Raw genomic sequence first — 15,061 nt, 5'->3', positions numbered from 1 at the left:
CACGGCCAGAAGGTGCAGACGGCCGGCAGCAACATGGCCAGCACCGACAGCGCCGTCGGCTCCAGCTGGGCCTGACACGCAGCTGCCAACCGGGGCCGCACACCGTTGGGTGTGCGGCCCCGTCGTCTTGTCCGGCCGCGCTACCCGGCCGCCGGCGAACGCGGAAACATCGTGGGGCGGAACCCGATTCGCTGGACGGCACCCTCGGACTCGCGCCCGACCATGCCACCCAGGGGGAGCTTCGACACGCCACTTTGCGCCGACGGAACTGCGCCCCAGGCGCCCGGCGCGGTTTCGGTCGGCATCGACGCCGGCAGCGGCGTGACGGACGAGACCGTGTCGGCCCAACTCGGAGGCACCGACAAGGTGCCCAGCGACGCCGCTTGTCCCACGCTGGCCGACGCGCCGGCGCCTTGACCGATCGCGGGCGCCATGCCACCCAGGCCACCGGCTGCTGCCGCCGGGGCTTGGAAGCCGGGGACACCCTCGGCTCCCAGGATCGAACCGGCACCCTCGTAATCGAGTTGCAAGCCCTGGTAATCCATTTGGAGACCCTGCAAATCGATGCCGATGCCGCCCCCGTCGGCCCCCAAACCGGCGCCGTCCGCTCCGAAGCCGGCGACATCGGAGCTCAGGCCCAGCGCTTCCAAACCCATGTCGCCGGTGTTTGCGCTCAGCGCAGGCGCGGCGGTCGCGGCCAAGCCGTTGACGGCGCTGGTTCCGGCGCCGGCCGTCTTGGTCACGCTTTTGCCGGAGGTGCTGCTCAAGGTGGACAGCGCCCCCATCGGGGCGGAGGCGCCGGACGATCCCAGCGACGCGCCGGGAGTCGAAAGGCCCTGCAGCGCTTGGGGCACCGAGGAAATCAACTGCGCGGACGCGGTGTCCGCGTTGCCTCCGGCCTGGGTAGCCGCCGCCTGGGTGACGGCGACGCTCTGCCCGATCCCGCCGGGGTTGGTCGTCCGGGGCGGCGACGTGAACGCGCTGAACGACGAGGCCTGCGCCGAACCGGCGGCATAGTTGTACATCGCCGTTGCGTCTTGAGCCCACATCTCGCCGTACTCCGCCTCGGTGGCCATGATCGCCGGGGTGTTTTGCCCGAAAAGGTTGGTCGCGATCAACGCCAGCAGTCGCGCGCGGTTGGCCAGGACCAGCGCCGGTGGCACCGTCATGGCGAACGCCGTTTCATAGGCGGCCGCCGCGGCCGTGGCCTGGCTGGCCGCCTGCTCACACTGCGCCGCGGTGAGGCGCATCCACGACGTGTACGGCGTCACCGCGGCCGCCATCGTCATCGACGTCACGCCGAGCCACGACTCGTCGGTGAGTGTTGCGATCACCGACTGATATCCGTCCGCGGCCGCGCTCAGCTCGGCGGCCAACGATTCCCACCCCGCCGACGCGGCCAGCAAAGTGCCCGGCCCTGGGCCGGCATACATGCGAGCCGAATTGATTTCCGGGGGCAACGCGCCGAAATCCATACTCCATCCCTTCAGTTCGTGTCCGTCGAATGGCTGGCGCAGCGCAAGCACCCTGGGTGTCAGGAATCACCGGCGGTTGACTGGGTGACCGATCCGATGGCGCCGACCGGCACGGTCGACGGCGCTGCGCCACGACGGCGGGTTGTTGAACCGTCACACTGGTGGTGGACGCCGTTGTCGCGCAGTCGATTAGGAATCTTGGCTCTCGCCCATAACGGCGCGCGCACACCCCACAGCAGCGCATTCAAGTATTTTTGCGATCAGGCTTGGTATCAAGCGCGCAGATCGCACACATATGAAACACATATTTGTCTGCGGCGTGCGCACCAACGTCGTGCATCGCCGCTTTGCCGGCGGCGCCGATCCGCTTCGCCGACCCGCGGCCATGGCTGCCACCGGCGCTGCGCCCCAGCCTCTTTGGCAGTCATCCGTCCCCGGCGCACCGCGCGCCGGTGACCCGCCCGCTTTTGACCGGGGTGTCGGATGCATGCTGCGGCCGCCGGAATGGCGCGGGAGCAGGCATCCCGGGATCGTCCTCGGCGGCCTCCCGGTTCGATTTGTCCGACCGTGCTACCCGGCCGCCGGCGAACGCGGAAACATCGTGGGGCGGAATCCGATTCGCTGGACGGCACCCTCGGACTCGCGCCCGACCATGCCACCCAACGGCAGCTTCGAAACGCCGGCGGTGGGCCCTGACGCGGGTGCCGCGCCCCAGCCACCCGGCATGGCGTTGGCGTCCAGGGCGGGCAGCGGCGTGACCGACGAGACCGCGTCGGCCCACGTCGGCGGGACCGACAGGGTGCCGAGCGAGGGCGCCTGACCGAGGCTCGCCGCGGCGCCCGTGCCCAGGCCCCCGGCAGGCCCCAGGCCTCCCAGGCCGCCCAACTCCCCCAGGCCCGCGCCGCTTTCGGCCCCGATGATCGAGCCCGCGCCCTGGAAGTCGAGTGACAGGCCGTAGCCGTCGAAGCCGAGTCCGGCGCCGTCGGTTCCCAACCCCGCCCCATCGCCGCCCAGACCGGCCAGGTCCGAACCCAAGCCGAGCACGTCGGTCAGGGCAGCGCCGTTCCCGCCCAGCGCGGACGTCAGGCTCGAGGTCAATCCGGACAGCGCACTGGCGCCGGTGCTCGCGCCCTTGGTGGCGGTCTTGCCGGTCGTTCCGGTCAGGCTCGATAGCGCGCTGAGCGGGGTGGAAGCCCCCGAAGAGCCCAGCGACACCGCGGTGCCCGCCGCCGCCGGCGACAACCCGGTGCCGGACGCGGCGCCCGGGGTCGCCAGGGTCTGCAGCGTCTGGGGCACCGAGGACATCAACTGCGCCGTCGCCGTCTGGGCGTTGCTGCCGGCGACTCCGGTGGCCTGCCCGGCGACGCCGCCCGGGTTGGTCGTCTGAGGCGGCGGGGTGAATGTCGAAAAAGCCGACGCCGCAGCCGAATTGGCGGCGTAGTTGTACATCGCCGTGGCGTCTTGCGCCCACATCTCGCTGTACTCGGCTTCCGTGGCCATGATCGCCGGGGTGTTCTGCCCGAAGATGTTGGTCGCGATCAACGCCATGAGCTGGGCGCGGTTCGCCGCGATCAGCGGCGGCGGCACCGTCATGGCGTATGCCGTCTCGAAGGCCCCGGCGGCCGCCGTGGCCTGGTTGGCCGACTGTTCGCACAGCGCGGCGGTGGCCGTCATCCACGATATGTAAGGCGCCACCGCGGCCGCCATCGACAGCGACGTCGGCCCCAGCCAGGACTCGTCGGTGAGGCCGTCGATCACCGACTGGTACCCGCTGGCTGCGTCGGTCAGCTCGGCGGCCAGCGATTCCCACCCCGCCGACGCGGTCAACAAGGTTCCGGGCCCCGGGCCCAGATACATCCGACCGGAATTGATCTCCGGGGGCAGCGCGCCAAAGTCCATCGCCCGTCCTATCCTTTGCTCGTGTTTGCTGGTCCGGCCATGCGGAACTGGCCTCCGGGGCGTCGCTGCCGCGGATGGCCGTGGTGAGCGTGAGCACTTTTGCAGCGCCAGCGGTGCCCCGCCGCCGGTAAGCGTCGATCGCGACGAGGCCCGTCGGCACACGCGCGCACGTCACCGTCGATGCCGGTCGGCATCACCCACTCGACCGAAGCGGGACCGGTTATGTTTTTGGCCCGAGTCGAAATCCCGGCCGAACCGTACGGCCCACGATCAGCAACGGTCAGCGAAGCCGCTACTGACCAGACACACGGTACTAGCGCTACGAAAATCATTCCTAAATACCAATATTCGTAATATCACGTAACATCGAATTAACGAGAATCGGGACACCCTTGTCCCCGGCGACGCTGCGCACACCGCCCGGTGGCGACGGCATCTGCTGAGGTGCGGCGCCTTGTGATCGGTGAATTCCATTCGTAGGACTGCGGTTTGGGGTGCCGCCGCCGCGATGGCCGCAGCCTGTCCGAAACCAACACTTATGCATACCAGTATTTTTGGGTAATCATCTCACCTCAAGCGCTCCGATGCGACACATATGAAACACATATTTGAGCGTGGCTCCGGCGCGAGCCACCAACGGAGTTTTATTTGAGATCCCTATGAGGTTCGTGACAATCACATGTGGGATTGGGAGAATGTAGGAACATGACCGCGATGACGGGACACGCAGGCAGTCAGAGGCCACGGCAGGCCATCCTCGGGCAGCTGCCCAGGATCTATCGTGCGGACGGCTCACCGATCCGAGTTTTGCTGGTGGACGACGAGCCGGCATTGACCAATCTGGTGAAGATGGCGCTGCACTACGAGGGCTGGGTCGTCGACATCGCGCACAACGGGCGCGAGGCCATGGCCAAGTTCGACAAGGTGAACCCCGACGTGCTGGTCCTCGACATCATGCTCCCCGACGTGGACGGGCTCCGAATCCTGCAGCGGATCCGCGAATCCGACGCCTACACCCCCACCCTGTTTTTGACCGCGCGCGACTCGGTGATGGATCGGGTCACCGGCCTGACCGCCGGCGCCGACGACTACATGACCAAGCCGTTCAGCCTCGAGGAGCTGGTCGCCCGGCTGCGCGGCCTGTTGCGCCGCTCGACGCAGCAGACGCCGCCCGCCGCCGAAACGCTGAAGGTCGGCGACCTGCACGTCGACACCGCCAGCCGCGAGGTCACCCGCGGCGGCACGCCGATCTCGCTGTCCTCGACGGAGTTCGAATTGCTCCGCTTCCTCATGCGCAATCCCCGTCGAGCGCTGAGCCGCACCGAAATCCTGGACCGGGTTTGGAACTACGACTTCGCGGGCCGCACCAGCATCGTCGACTTGTACATCTCGTATCTGAGAAAGAAGATCGACTCGGGCCGCGACCCGATGATCCACACGGTCCGCGGTGTCGGATACATGCTGCGGCCGCCGGAATGACGCGGGAGCCGGCATCCCGGGATCTTCCTCGGTGGCTTCCCAGTTCGTTGCGCCGCCAGTTGCTGTTGGGCGTATTGGCCGTCGTCAGCGTGGTGTTGGTGACGGTCGGGATCGTTTCGGTGTTGAGCCTGCGCGGCTACGTCACCGCGATGAGCGACACCGATGTCGCACAATCCCTTGACGCGCTGAGCAATTCGTACACCAGGTACCACGATCGCGAGCAGGCGTCGGCGCCGCAGAGCCGGTCGCTCGCCCAGGCGATGCTCGAGTTCCCCGACCAGACACCGGGAAACCTCATCGCCGTGCTGCACGACGGCGTGGTGATCGGTTCGGCGGTGTTCTCCGAAGCCGAGGCGCGAACCGCGCCACCCGACGTCGTCGACGCGCTCCAAGCACAGCAGTGGCCCGACGGCCCGCCACGGACCGCGAAGCTGGGCAGCCTCGGTTCCTACCGGGTCGACAGCCGCGTCGACGGGCCCGACCTGCTGGTCGTCGGCGTATCGCTGGCCCGCGCCGACCAGATCATCGCGCGCAAACAGCTCACCACGACCGCGCTGATCGCTGCGGCGCTGGCGATCACCGCGGGTCTCACCACTTGGGTGGTCGGGGCCACCCTGCGCCCGCTGCGCCGGCTCGTCGCCACCGCCGCCGAAGTCGCCGCGATGCCCCTGACCGACGGCGATCACCGGATCAGCGTCCGGGTCCGGCCGGAGGACACCGACCCCGACAACGAGGTCGGAATCGTCGGGCACACGCTGAATCGCCTGCTGGACAACGTCGACAGCGCGCTGGCCCATCGTGCCGAATCCGACTTGCGGATGCGGCAATTCCTCACCGACGCCAGCCACGAGCTGCGGACCCCGTTGGCGGCCATCCAGGGCTACGCCGAACTCACCCGCCAGGACAGCGAGGCGCTACCGCCGACGACCGAATACGCGTTGGCCCGCATCGAATCCGAGGCGCGACGCATGGCGTTGCTCGTCGACGAGCTGCTGCTGCTGTCCCGCCTCAGCGAGGGCGAAGACCTGCAGCCCCAGGACGTCGACCTGGCCGACCTCGTCGTCAACGCCGTCAACGACGCCGCGGTCGCGGCCCCGACGCATCAGTGGGTCAAGGATCTGCCCGACGAGCCGGTATGGGTCCGCGGCGACCATGCCCGGCTGCACCAGCTGGTGAGCAATCTGCTCAGCAACGCCCGGTTGCACACGCCGCCGGGCGTCACCGTGACGACGGGAATCACGTGCCACCGCAACGGCACCGAGCCGCCCTATGCCGAACTGACCGTGGCCGACGACGGGCCCGGCATCGACAAAGAACTGCTGCCCCGCCTGTTCGAGCGGTTCGTCCGCTCGGACAGTTCGAGGTCCAACGGCTCGGGCATCGGGCTCGGCCTGGCCATCGTGAGTTCGATCGTCAAGGCCCATCACGGCTCGGTGAGCGCCGAATCGGCCAAGGGGCGAACGGTGTTTCGCGTACGGCTGCCGATGATCGGCGATCCGGTCCCCGGTGCCGGCTAGCGTTCGCGGACGTCGCCGATCGACCCCGGCCGGTCGTAGGCCTCCCCCAGTGGCTTCGTGCTCGACCAACGAGATCGCACCGGTCGCCACCAGACAATCGGCCGTGGCGGTGCACCCGGGGGTAGATGAGTAAGCGATAGCGCCGCACACCATACCGGCCGATCTCGGCATCGTAGGAACCCCCACGGGTTGGGCGCCCAGTCGCGTCAACCGCGCGGGCCGCGTTCTTGTCCCCGTGGTTGTTTCGGCAACGTCCGGCGGACCGATTCGGCGTTGGGACTGCAGGCGCCGACCTTGACGGCACCTTATCGTCCTTGTCGCGGTGGCCGATTGGGCCGTAAAGAAACCGTAAAGGCGCACTGTGATGCCGTAAGGAAAGCGTCAACCGAAGGCCCGGGCGAACCGACCGCGCCTAGCTTTCAAACTGACCTTGCAATGGGGACCGCACTGGAGCTGGCCCGGACGAGGTCCTTTCGCATGCACGGGCAAACGCGGAACGGAGACAAGATGGGCGTGTTGGTCTACGTCTTGGTGACGGTTGCGGTGTTCGCCGCGCTAGGGCTGGCGCAAAAGCTGGTCGAGCGGCTATGAGCTACGAAAACGTCGTCGGCTTGGTACTTTCCGTCCTGCTTGCGGTGTATCTCGCTAGCGCCCTGCTGTTTCCGGAGAGGTTCTAGTGAGCACAACGACAGCGGGAACCGTCTTCCTCTTGCTTCTCATCGCGGCACTCGCGGTGGTGCATGTGCCGTTCGGCGATTACATGTACCGGGTGTACACGTCGGACAACGACTCGGCCGCCGAGCGGGTGATCTATCGACTGATCGGCGTCGATTCGCGCTCGGAGCAAACGTGGGGCGCCTATGCCCGAAGCGTTTTGGCGTTCTCGGCGGTCAGCGTCCTCTTCCTGTTCGCGCTTCAGCTCGTGCAGGACAAGTTGCCGTTGCACCTGCACGATCCGGCCACCAAGATGACGCCGGCGCTGGCGTGGAACACCGCGATCAGCTTCGTCACCAACACCAACTGGCAGGCCTACTCCGGTGAATCCACGCAGGGCCACCTGGTGCAGATGGCCGGCTTGGCGGTGCAAAACTTCGTCTCGGCCGCCGTGGGCATGGCGGTGGCGATGGCTCTGGTTCGTGGATTTGCCCGCACCCGCACCGGCGATCTGGGCAACTTCTGGGTGGATTTGGTCCGCGGCACGCTGCGCATTTTGCTGCCCATCGCGCTGCTCGGCGCGATCCTGCTCGTCGCGGGCGGGGCCATCCAGAACTTTCACCTCAACGACCAGGTCGTCAACACCCTCGCCGGCCCCCAGCAGACGATCACCGGCGGACCGGTGGCCAGCCAGGAGGTGATCAAGGAGCTGGGCACCAACGGCGGCGGCTTCTACAACGCCAACTCCGCCCACCCGTTCGAGAACCCGACCGCGTGGACCAACTGGCTGGAGATCTTTTTGCTCATGGTGATCGGGTTCTCGTTGCCGCGCACGTTCGGTCGCATGGTGGGCAGCAAGAAACAGGGCTACGCGATCGCCTCGGTGATGGCGACGCTGGCCGCGCTCAGCATGACCCTGATGCTCTGGTTTCAGCTGCTGCACCACGGCACCGTTCCCGCCGCGGCCGGCACGGCGATGGAAGGGGCCGAGCAGCGGCTCGGCGTCGCCGATTCGGCGGTGTTCGCCGACGCGACGACGCTGACCTCCACGGGCGCCGTCGACTCCTTCCACGACTCCTACACGAGCCTGGGCGGCATGATGGCGATGTTCAACATGCAACTCGGCGAGGTGGCGCCCGGCGGCACGGGCTCGGGGCTGTACAGCATGCTGATCCTGGCGGTGATCACCGTCTTCGTCGCCGGGCTGATGGTCGGGCGCACCCCGGAATACTTGGGCAAGAAGATCAACCCCCGCGAAATCAAGCTCGCCTCAAGCTATTTCCTGGTGACGCCGCTGATCGTGCTGATCGGCACCGCCGTCGCGATGGCGCTGCCCGGCGAGCGGGCGGGCATGCTCAACGCCGGACCTCACGGGCTGTCGGAGGTCTTGTATGCGTTCACGTCCGCGGCCAACAACAACGGGTCGGCATTCGCCGGGCTCAGCGCCAACACCAACTGGTGGAACACCGCCCTGGGGCTGGCCATGGTCCTCGGGAGGTTCGTGCCGATCGTGCTCGTACTCGCGCTGGCGGGATCGCTCGCCAGGCAGGGCCACACGCCGGAATCGGCGGGCACGCTCCCGACCCATCGACCGCAGTTCGTCGGAATGGTCGCCGGTGTCACGGTGATCCTCGTTGCCCTCACGTTCTTGCCCATGCTCGCGCTCGGGCCTCTCGCCGAAGGAATCCACTGATGACCGCAACCACCGTCGAATTGCCCCAGCAGACGCCGCCTCAAGCCGCCGCGGCTTCCAAACGGGTGCACGGCGGCTTGCTCGACCCCAGGATGCTGTGGCGCTCGACGCCGGACGCGCTGCGCAAGCTTGACCCGCGCACCCTGTGGCGCAATCCGGTGATGTTCATCGTCGAAATCGGCGCCGTCTGGAGCACCGTGTTGGCGATCATCAACGAATCCTGGTTCGCCTGGTTGATCGTGTTGTGGCTATGGCTGACCGTGCTTTTCGCCAACCTCGCCGAGGCCGTGGCCGAGGGCCGCGGCAAGGCCCAAGCCGAAACGCTGCGCCGGGCCAAGACGCAGACCCTGGCGCGGCGGCTCAAAAACTGGGCGCCCGGCGCACCCGTCGTCGAGGAGCAAGTCGCGGCCCCCCTGCTGCAACAGGGCGACATCGTGGTGGTCGAGGCCGGCCAGGTGATCCCCGGTGACGGCGACGTGGTGGAAGGCATTGCCTCCGTTGACGAATCGGCGATCACCGGTGAGTCGGCGCCGGTGATCCGGGAGTCCGGCGGTGACCGTTCGGCGGTCACCGGCGGCACCACCGTGCTAAGTGACCGCATCGTCGTGAAGATCACCCAAAAGCCGGGAGAAAGCTTCATCGACAAAATGATCGCGCTGGTCGAGGGCGCCAACCGGCAGAAGACTCCCAATGAAATCGCGCTGAACATCCTGCTGGCCGCGTTGACGATCATCTTCATCTTCGCCGTGGCGACCCTGCAGCCGTTGGCGATATTTTCCAAGGCCAACAACCCGGGCGTCCCGGACACCCAGGCGCTCAACGCAAGTGGCGTCACCGGCATTGTGATGGTGTCGTTGCTGGTGTGCCTGATTCCCACGACCATCGGCGCGCTGCTGTCGGCGATCGGCATCGCCGGCATGGACCGGTTGGTGCAGCGCAACGTGCTGGCGATGTCGGGCCGCGCGGTGGAGGCCGCCGGTGACGTCAACACGCTGCTGCTCGACAAGACCGGAACCATCACCCTGGGAAACCGGCAGGCCGCGGCCTTCATCCCGGTCGACGGGATCACCAACGCGCAATTGGCCGACGCCGCGCAGCTGTCGAGCCTCGCCGACGAAACGCCGGAGGGGCGCTCGATCGTGGTCTTCGCCAAGCAACATTTCGGGTTGCGCGAGCGGGCCGCGGGTGAACTCGCCCAGGCGCACTGGGTCGAGTTTTCCGCCGCGACCCGGATGTCCGGTGTCGATCTCGATGGGGTCGGCGGGACCATGCTGCGCAAGGGCGCGGCCGGCTCGGTCGCGGAATGGGTACGCGCACAAGGTGGTAAGGTGCCCGTGCAGCTCGGTAAGATCGTCGACGGAATCTCCGCCGGCGGCGGGACCCCACTGGTCGTCGGGGAGTGCGCTGGCGGCAAGGCCGGCCAGAATGCGCGGGTGCTCGGGGTCATCCACCTCAAGGACGTCGTCAAGCAGGGGATGCGCGACCGCTTCGAGGAGATGCGCAAGATGGGCATCCGCACGGTGATGATTACTGGAGATAACCCGTTGACGGCCAAGGCGATTGCGGACGAGGCCGGGGTCGACGACTTCCTCGCCGAGGCCACGCCCGAGGACAAGCTCGCCCTGATCAAGCGTGAGCAACAAGGCGGCAAGCTGGTCGCGATGACCGGCGACGGCACCAACGACGCGCCGGCGCTGGCCCAGGCCGACGTCGGGGTGGCGATGAACACCGGCACCTCGGCCGCCAAAGAGGCGGGCAACATGGTCGATCTCGACTCCGACCCCACCAAGCTGATCGAGATCGTCGAGATCGGCAAGCAGCTGCTGATCACCCGCGGCGCGCTGACCACCTTCTCCATCGCCAACGACATCGCGAAGTACTTCGCGATCATCCCGGCGATGTTCGTCACGCTGTTTCCCGGCCTGGATCTGCTCAACGTCATGCGGCTGCATAGCCCGCAGTCGGCGATCCTGTCGGCGGTGATCTTCAACGCGATCATCATCGTGCTGCTGATCCCGCTGTCGCTGCGCGGCGTGCGCTACAGGGCGAGCAGTGCGTCAAAGCTGTTGAGCCGCAACCTCTATATCTACGGGCTGGGCGGCATCATCGCCCCGTTCATCGGGATCAAACTCATCGACCTGATCGTCCAGTTCGTTCCGGGGATGTCCTGACATGAAGTTCTCGAATTTCGTTCGCATGCACTGGGCGGCCTTGCGGGCGCTGCTGGCGCTGACCGTGGTCCTCGGCCTCGCTTACCCCGTGTTCGTCTGGCTGGTGGCGCAGATTCCCGGCTTGCGCGACAAGGCCGAAGGATCCATCCTCACCGCCAACGGCAAGCCGGTCGGCAGCGCGCTGATCGGGCAGCTGTTCACCGACAAGGATGGCAACCCGCTGCCGCAGTACTTCCAGAGCCGCCCATCGGCGGCCGGCAACGGCTACGACCCGACGTCGACGAGCGCGAGCAACCTGGGGCCGGAAAGCATCGTCGACGCGCCCGGCAAGCCCAGCTTGCTGACGCAGGTATGCACCCGCAGCCACGCGGTGGGCCAACTGGAGGGTGTGGACGGATCGCGTCCGTTCTGCACCGGCGGCGGCGTGGGTGCGGTGCTCGCGGTGATCGGCCCACGGGACGCCCGCGGCGACGTCGTGCACCCCACCCGGGTGGTCAGCGTCAACGAGCCGTGCCAGTCGACGCGGACGCCGTTCCTGACGCTCTACGAAGGCGTGCGGGTCGACTGCGCCAAGGACGGCGAGGACTACACGATCGGCCAGATCGTCCCGGTCCGCGGCGCCGCCACCGACCACCCGGCCGTGCCCGCCGACGCCGTCACCGCCAGCGGCAGCGGCTTGGACCCGCACATCTCCCCGGCCTACGCCGATATCCAGGTCGCCAGGGTGGCCAAGGCCCGCCACGTCAGCCCGGACCAGATACGAGCGGTCGTGGCGCAGCACCGCAGCGGCCGCGAGCTGGGGTTCTTCGGCGAGCCCACCGTCGATGTGCTGCAACTCAACCTGCAGCTCGACCGCCAGTATCCGGTCTCGGGCTAGCGCCAGGGGGGATGATGGTGACGTGAGCGCCGTCACGTCCAACGACCACCTCCCTAAACGCGGGGAGCTGCGCATCTATCTCGGCGCGGCACCGGGTGTCGGCAAGACGTTTGCGATGCTCGGCGAGGCGCACCGGCGCCTGGAACGTGGCACCGACGTGGTGGCGGCGGTGGTCGAAACCCACGGGCGCGCCAAAACCGCCGAGCTGCTTGCCGGCATCGAGGTGATCCCGCCCCGCTACATCGAGTACCGCGGCGGCAGCTTCGGAGAACTCGACGTGCCGGCGGTGCTGGCCCGCCACCCGCAGGTGGCGCTGGTCGACGAACTCGCCCACACCAACACGCCGGGAAGCAAAAACCAAAAGCGTTGGCAGGACGTCGAAGAACTGCTCGATGCCGGAATCACGGTGATCTCCACCGTCAACGTTCAGCACCTGGAGAGCCTGAACGACGTCGTCGCGCAAATCACGGGCATCGAACAGCAGGAGACGATACCGGACTCGATCGTGCGCCAAGCGTCTCAGGTCGAGCTCATCGATATCACCCCGGAAGCGTTGCGCCGCAGGCTTTCCCACGGCAACGTCTACGCGCCGGAACGGATCGACGCGGCGCTGTCGAATTACTTCCGCCGCGGAAACCTCACGGCGCTGCGGGAACTGGCGCTGCTGTGGCTGGCCGACCAGGTGGACACCGCGCTTGCCAAGTACCGGGCGGAGAACAAGATCACCGACGTGTGGGAGGCGCGCGAGCGGGTTGTGGTGGCGGTGACCGGAGGCCCCGAGTCGGAGACGTTGGTGCGGCGGGCATCCCGGATCGCGTCGAAGTCCAGCGCCGAGCTGATGGTGGTGCACGTCATCCGTGGCGACGGGCTGGCCGGGCTGTCCGAGCGCCGGATGGCCAAGATCCGCGAGCTGGCGAACAGCCTGGACGCGTCCCTGCACACCGTGGTCGGTGACGACATCCCCACGGCCTTGCTCGATTTCGCGCGCGAGAACAACGCCACCCAACTGGTGATCGGCACCTCTCGCCGGCCGCGGTGGGCACGCATCTTCGAGGAGGGCATCGGCGCGACCGTCGTCGAGCACTCCGGAAAGATCGACGTGCACATGGTCACGCACGGGGAGTCCAGGGGCGGCCTGCGCCTGAGGCCGCTGGTGCCCCGCGAGCGACGCGTCGCGTCGTGGCTGGCGGCGCTCATCGTGCCGTCGGCCATTTGCGCCGTCGCGGTGACGCTGCTGGATCGGTACCTGAATACCGCCGGCGAGAGCGCGCTGTTCTTCATCGGGGTGCTGCTGGTCGGGCTGCTGGGGGGCGTTGCCCCCGCCGTTCTTTCGGCGGTGCTGTCCGGGCTGCTGCTGAACTACTACCTCATCCCCCCTCGGCACAGCTTCACCATCGCCGAACCCAACAGCGCCATAACCGAATTGGTGCTGATGATGATCGCCGTCGCGGTCGCGGTGCTCGTCGACGGCGCCGCCAAGCGCAGCCGCGAGGCGCGGCGGGCGTCGCAAGAGGCCGAACTGCTGACGCTGTTCGCGGGGTCGGTGCTGCGCGGCGCCGACCTCGACACCCTGCTCGAACGCGTGCGCGAGACGTACTCCCAGCGCGCGGTCAGCATGCTGCGCGAGCCCAGCGACGAGGAGCGCGCCAACGGCAAGAAGCGCTACGTCGTCGCCTGCGTTGGCAACGAGCCTTGTGTGAGCGTGGATTCCGCCGACACCGCGATCGAGGTCGGCGACGACGAGTTCTGGATGTTGATGGCCGGGCGCAAGCTGTCCGCGCGCGACCGCCGGGTGCTCGGCGCGGTCGCCCGGCAGGCCGCGGGCCTGATCAGGCAGCGCGAGCTCGCCGATGAAGCCGGCCGCAGCCAGGCGATCGCGCAGGCCGACGAGCTGCGGCGGTCGCTGCTCTCGGCGGTCAGCCACGACCTGCGCACGCCGCTGGCGGCGGCCAAGGTGGCCGCGTCCAGCCTGCGCACCGAAGACGTCGCGTTCTCCCCCTCGGACACGGCCGAACTGCTGGCCACCATCGAGGAGTCGATCGACCAGCTCACCGCGCTGGTCGGCAACCTGCTGGATTCCTCGCGCCTGGCCGCCGGCGTGGTGCGTCCGGACCTGCACCGCGTGTATCTGGAGGAGACGGTGCAGCGCGCGCTGGTCAGCATCGGCAAGGGCGCCACCGGGTTCTATCGATCGGCCATCGACCGCGTCAAGGTCGACGTGGGTGGGGCGGTGGTGATGGCCGACGCCGGCCTGCTGGAGCGGGTGCTTGCCAACCTGATCGACAACGCGCTGCGGTACGCGCCCAACTGCATGGTCCGGGTGAACGCGGGGCGGGTTGGCGACCGCGTCCTGATCAACGTCATCGACGAAGGTCCCGGAATCCCGCAGGGCGCCGAGGATCAGATCTTCGAAGCGTTCCAGCGGCTCGGTGATCACGACAACACCACCGGCGTGGGCCTGGGGATGTCGGTGGCGCGCGGCTTCGTCGAGGCCATGGGCGGCACGATCGCGGCCGGGGACACTCCCGGTGGCGGGCTGACCGTGGTCGTCGATCTGGCTGCGCCCCAGGAGATCCGACAATGACCCGCGTGCTGGTGATCGACGACGAGCCGCACATCCTGCGTGCGTTGCGAATCAACCTGTCGGTGCGCGGCTATGAGGTCGTCACCGCGTCGACCGGTGCCGGCGCGCTGCGGGCGGCGGCCGAGCACAAGCCCGACGTGGTGATCCTCGACCTCGGCCTGCCGGACATCTCGGGCATCGAGGTGCTGGCCGGCCTGCGCGGCTGGTTGTCGGCGCCGGTCATCGTGTTGTCGGCGCGCACCGATTCGTCGGACAAGGTCGAGGCGCTCGACGCCGGCGCCGATGACTACGTCACGAAACCCTTTGGGATGGACGAGTTTTTGGCGCGCCTGCGCGCCGCGGTCCGCCGCAACGCGGCGGCATCCGAGATGGATCAGCCCGTGATCGAGACCGAGGCGTTCACCGTCGACCTGGGGGCCAAGAAGGTCACCAAGGACGGCGCCGAAGTGCATCTGACCCCGACCGAATGGGGCATGCTCGAGGTGCTGGTGCGCAACCGGGGCAAGCTCGTGGGCCGCGAGGAGTTGCTCAAGGAGGTGTGGGGGCCGGCCTACGCCACCGAAACTCATTACCTGCGTGTGTATCTCGCGCAGCTGCGGCGCAAACTCGAGGACGACCCGTCGCATCCCAAGCACCTGCTGACCGAGTCGGGGATGGGCTACCGGTTCGAGGCGTGAGTGTGAATCTCCGGCGTTTCGTGTGAAGCCAGGGC

General features: G+C 67.8%; 11 protein-coding genes and 1 pseudogene. 10 read left to right on the top strand and 2 right to left on the bottom strand.

The features are described from left to right. Positions 1–75, top strand: a pseudogene (locus AWC19_RS25205) (type VII secretion protein EsxI); the annotation flags it as partial. A 65-nt stretch (positions 76–140) separates the two neighbouring features. On the opposite strand, the gene AWC19_RS25200 reads toward AWC19_RS25205, so the two are convergent. Both AWC19_RS25200 and AWC19_RS25195 read right to left on the bottom strand, forming a co-directional pair. Continuing rightward, complete coding sequence (locus AWC19_RS25200; protein ID WP_085080818.1) at positions 141–1,475, bottom strand: PPE family protein; 1,335 nt, start codon at positions 1,473–1,475, stop codon at positions 141–143. Positions 1,476–2,045: 570 nt separating this feature from the next. Continuing rightward, positions 2,046–3,374: a PPE family protein gene (locus AWC19_RS25195; protein WP_085080817.1), complete on the bottom strand. Its 1,329-nt coding sequence runs from the start codon at positions 3,372–3,374 to the stop codon at positions 2,046–2,048. Between the two features lie 705 nt (positions 3,375–4,079). On the opposite strand from AWC19_RS25195, the gene AWC19_RS25190 reads away from it, so the two are divergent. From AWC19_RS25190 to AWC19_RS25155, 9 genes are all read left to right on the top strand, one after another. Next, entirely contained in the window at positions 4,080–4,853 is a 774-nt protein-coding gene (locus AWC19_RS25190) for a response regulator transcription factor (RefSeq protein WP_085080816.1), read from the top strand. Then, entirely contained in the window at positions 4,850–6,370 is a 1,521-nt protein-coding gene (locus AWC19_RS25185) for a sensor histidine kinase (protein ID WP_085080815.1), read from the top strand. Before AWC19_RS25190 ends, AWC19_RS25185 begins: the two co-directional genes overlap by 4 nt. Positions 6,371–6,877: 507 nt before the next feature. Further along, complete coding sequence (locus tag AWC19_RS31460; protein ID WP_142281411.1) at positions 6,878–6,961, top strand: potassium ABC transporter ATPase; 84 nt, start codon at positions 6,878–6,880, stop codon at positions 6,959–6,961. Next, entirely contained in the window at positions 6,958–7,047 is a 90-nt protein-coding gene (gene kdpF / locus AWC19_RS30955; RefSeq protein ID WP_142281408.1) for a K(+)-transporting ATPase subunit F, read from the top strand. The genes AWC19_RS31460 and kdpF overlap by 4 nt, the downstream gene beginning before the upstream one ends. Next, positions 7,047–8,717 (top strand): potassium-transporting ATPase subunit KdpA, encoded by a 1,671-nt coding sequence (gene kdpA, locus AWC19_RS25175; protein WP_085080814.1) that lies wholly within the window; start codon positions 7,047–7,049, stop codon positions 8,715–8,717. Before kdpF ends, kdpA begins: the two co-directional genes overlap by 1 nt. Beyond that, the gene (kdpB, locus tag AWC19_RS25170) at positions 8,717–10,888 is read left to right on the top strand and encodes a potassium-transporting ATPase subunit KdpB (protein WP_085080813.1); all 2,172 of its coding nucleotides are present in this window, start codon (positions 8,717–8,719) and stop codon (positions 10,886–10,888) included. Before kdpA ends, kdpB begins: the two co-directional genes overlap by 1 nt. 1 nt (position 10,889) lies before the next feature. Continuing rightward, the gene (locus tag AWC19_RS25165) at positions 10,890–11,765 is read left to right on the top strand and encodes a potassium-transporting ATPase subunit C (RefSeq protein ID WP_085080812.1); all 876 of its coding nucleotides are present in this window, start codon (positions 10,890–10,892) and stop codon (positions 11,763–11,765) included. After that, positions 11,713–14,349: a DUF4118 domain-containing protein gene (locus AWC19_RS25160; protein WP_085080811.1), complete on the top strand. Its 2,637-nt coding sequence runs from the start codon at positions 11,713–11,715 to the stop codon at positions 14,347–14,349. The genes AWC19_RS25165 and AWC19_RS25160 overlap by 53 nt, the downstream gene beginning before the upstream one ends. After that, a complete protein-coding gene (locus AWC19_RS25155; RefSeq protein WP_085080810.1) occupies positions 14,346–15,026 on the top strand; it encodes a response regulator in 681 nt (226 codons plus the stop codon). Before AWC19_RS25160 ends, AWC19_RS25155 begins: the two co-directional genes overlap by 4 nt. The last annotated feature ends 35 nt before the right edge of the window (positions 15,027–15,061 follow it).

The organism is Mycobacterium palustre, assembly GCF_002101785.1.
GTDB classification, from domain to species: Bacteria; Actinomycetota; Actinomycetes; order Mycobacteriales; family Mycobacteriaceae; genus Mycobacterium; species Mycobacterium palustre.
Note: the sequence above shows the minus strand (reverse complement) of the source record. Positions and strands in the feature narration are given on the sequence as shown.

Excerpts from the sequence above, each read along its gene's own strand:
- AWC19_RS25195 (WP_085080817.1), bottom strand. The coding sequence starts at position 3,374 with ATGGACTTTGGCGCGCTGCCCCCGGAGATCAATTCCGGTCGGATGTAT.
- AWC19_RS25190 (WP_085080816.1), top strand. The coding sequence starts at position 4,080 with ATGACCGCGATGACGGGACACGCAGGCAGTCAGAGGCCACGGCAGGCC.
- AWC19_RS31460 (WP_142281411.1), top strand. The coding sequence starts at position 6,878 with ATGGGCGTGTTGGTCTACGTCTTGGTGACGGTTGCGGTGTTCGCCGCG.
- AWC19_RS25200 (WP_085080818.1), bottom strand. The coding sequence starts at position 1,475 with ATGGATTTCGGCGCGTTGCCCCCGGAAATCAATTCGGCTCGCATGTAT.
- AWC19_RS25160 (WP_085080811.1), top strand. The coding sequence starts at position 11,713 with ATGTGCTGCAACTCAACCTGCAGCTCGACCGCCAGTATCCGGTCTCGG.
- AWC19_RS25165 (WP_085080812.1), top strand. The coding sequence starts at position 10,890 with ATGAAGTTCTCGAATTTCGTTCGCATGCACTGGGCGGCCTTGCGGGCG.
- kdpF (WP_142281408.1), top strand. The coding sequence starts at position 6,958 with ATGAGCTACGAAAACGTCGTCGGCTTGGTACTTTCCGTCCTGCTTGCG.
- kdpB (WP_085080813.1), top strand. The coding sequence starts at position 8,717 with ATGACCGCAACCACCGTCGAATTGCCCCAGCAGACGCCGCCTCAAGCC.
- AWC19_RS25155 (WP_085080810.1), top strand. The coding sequence starts at position 14,346 with ATGACCCGCGTGCTGGTGATCGACGACGAGCCGCACATCCTGCGTGCG.
- AWC19_RS25185 (WP_085080815.1), top strand. The coding sequence starts at position 4,850 with ATGACGCGGGAGCCGGCATCCCGGGATCTTCCTCGGTGGCTTCCCAGT.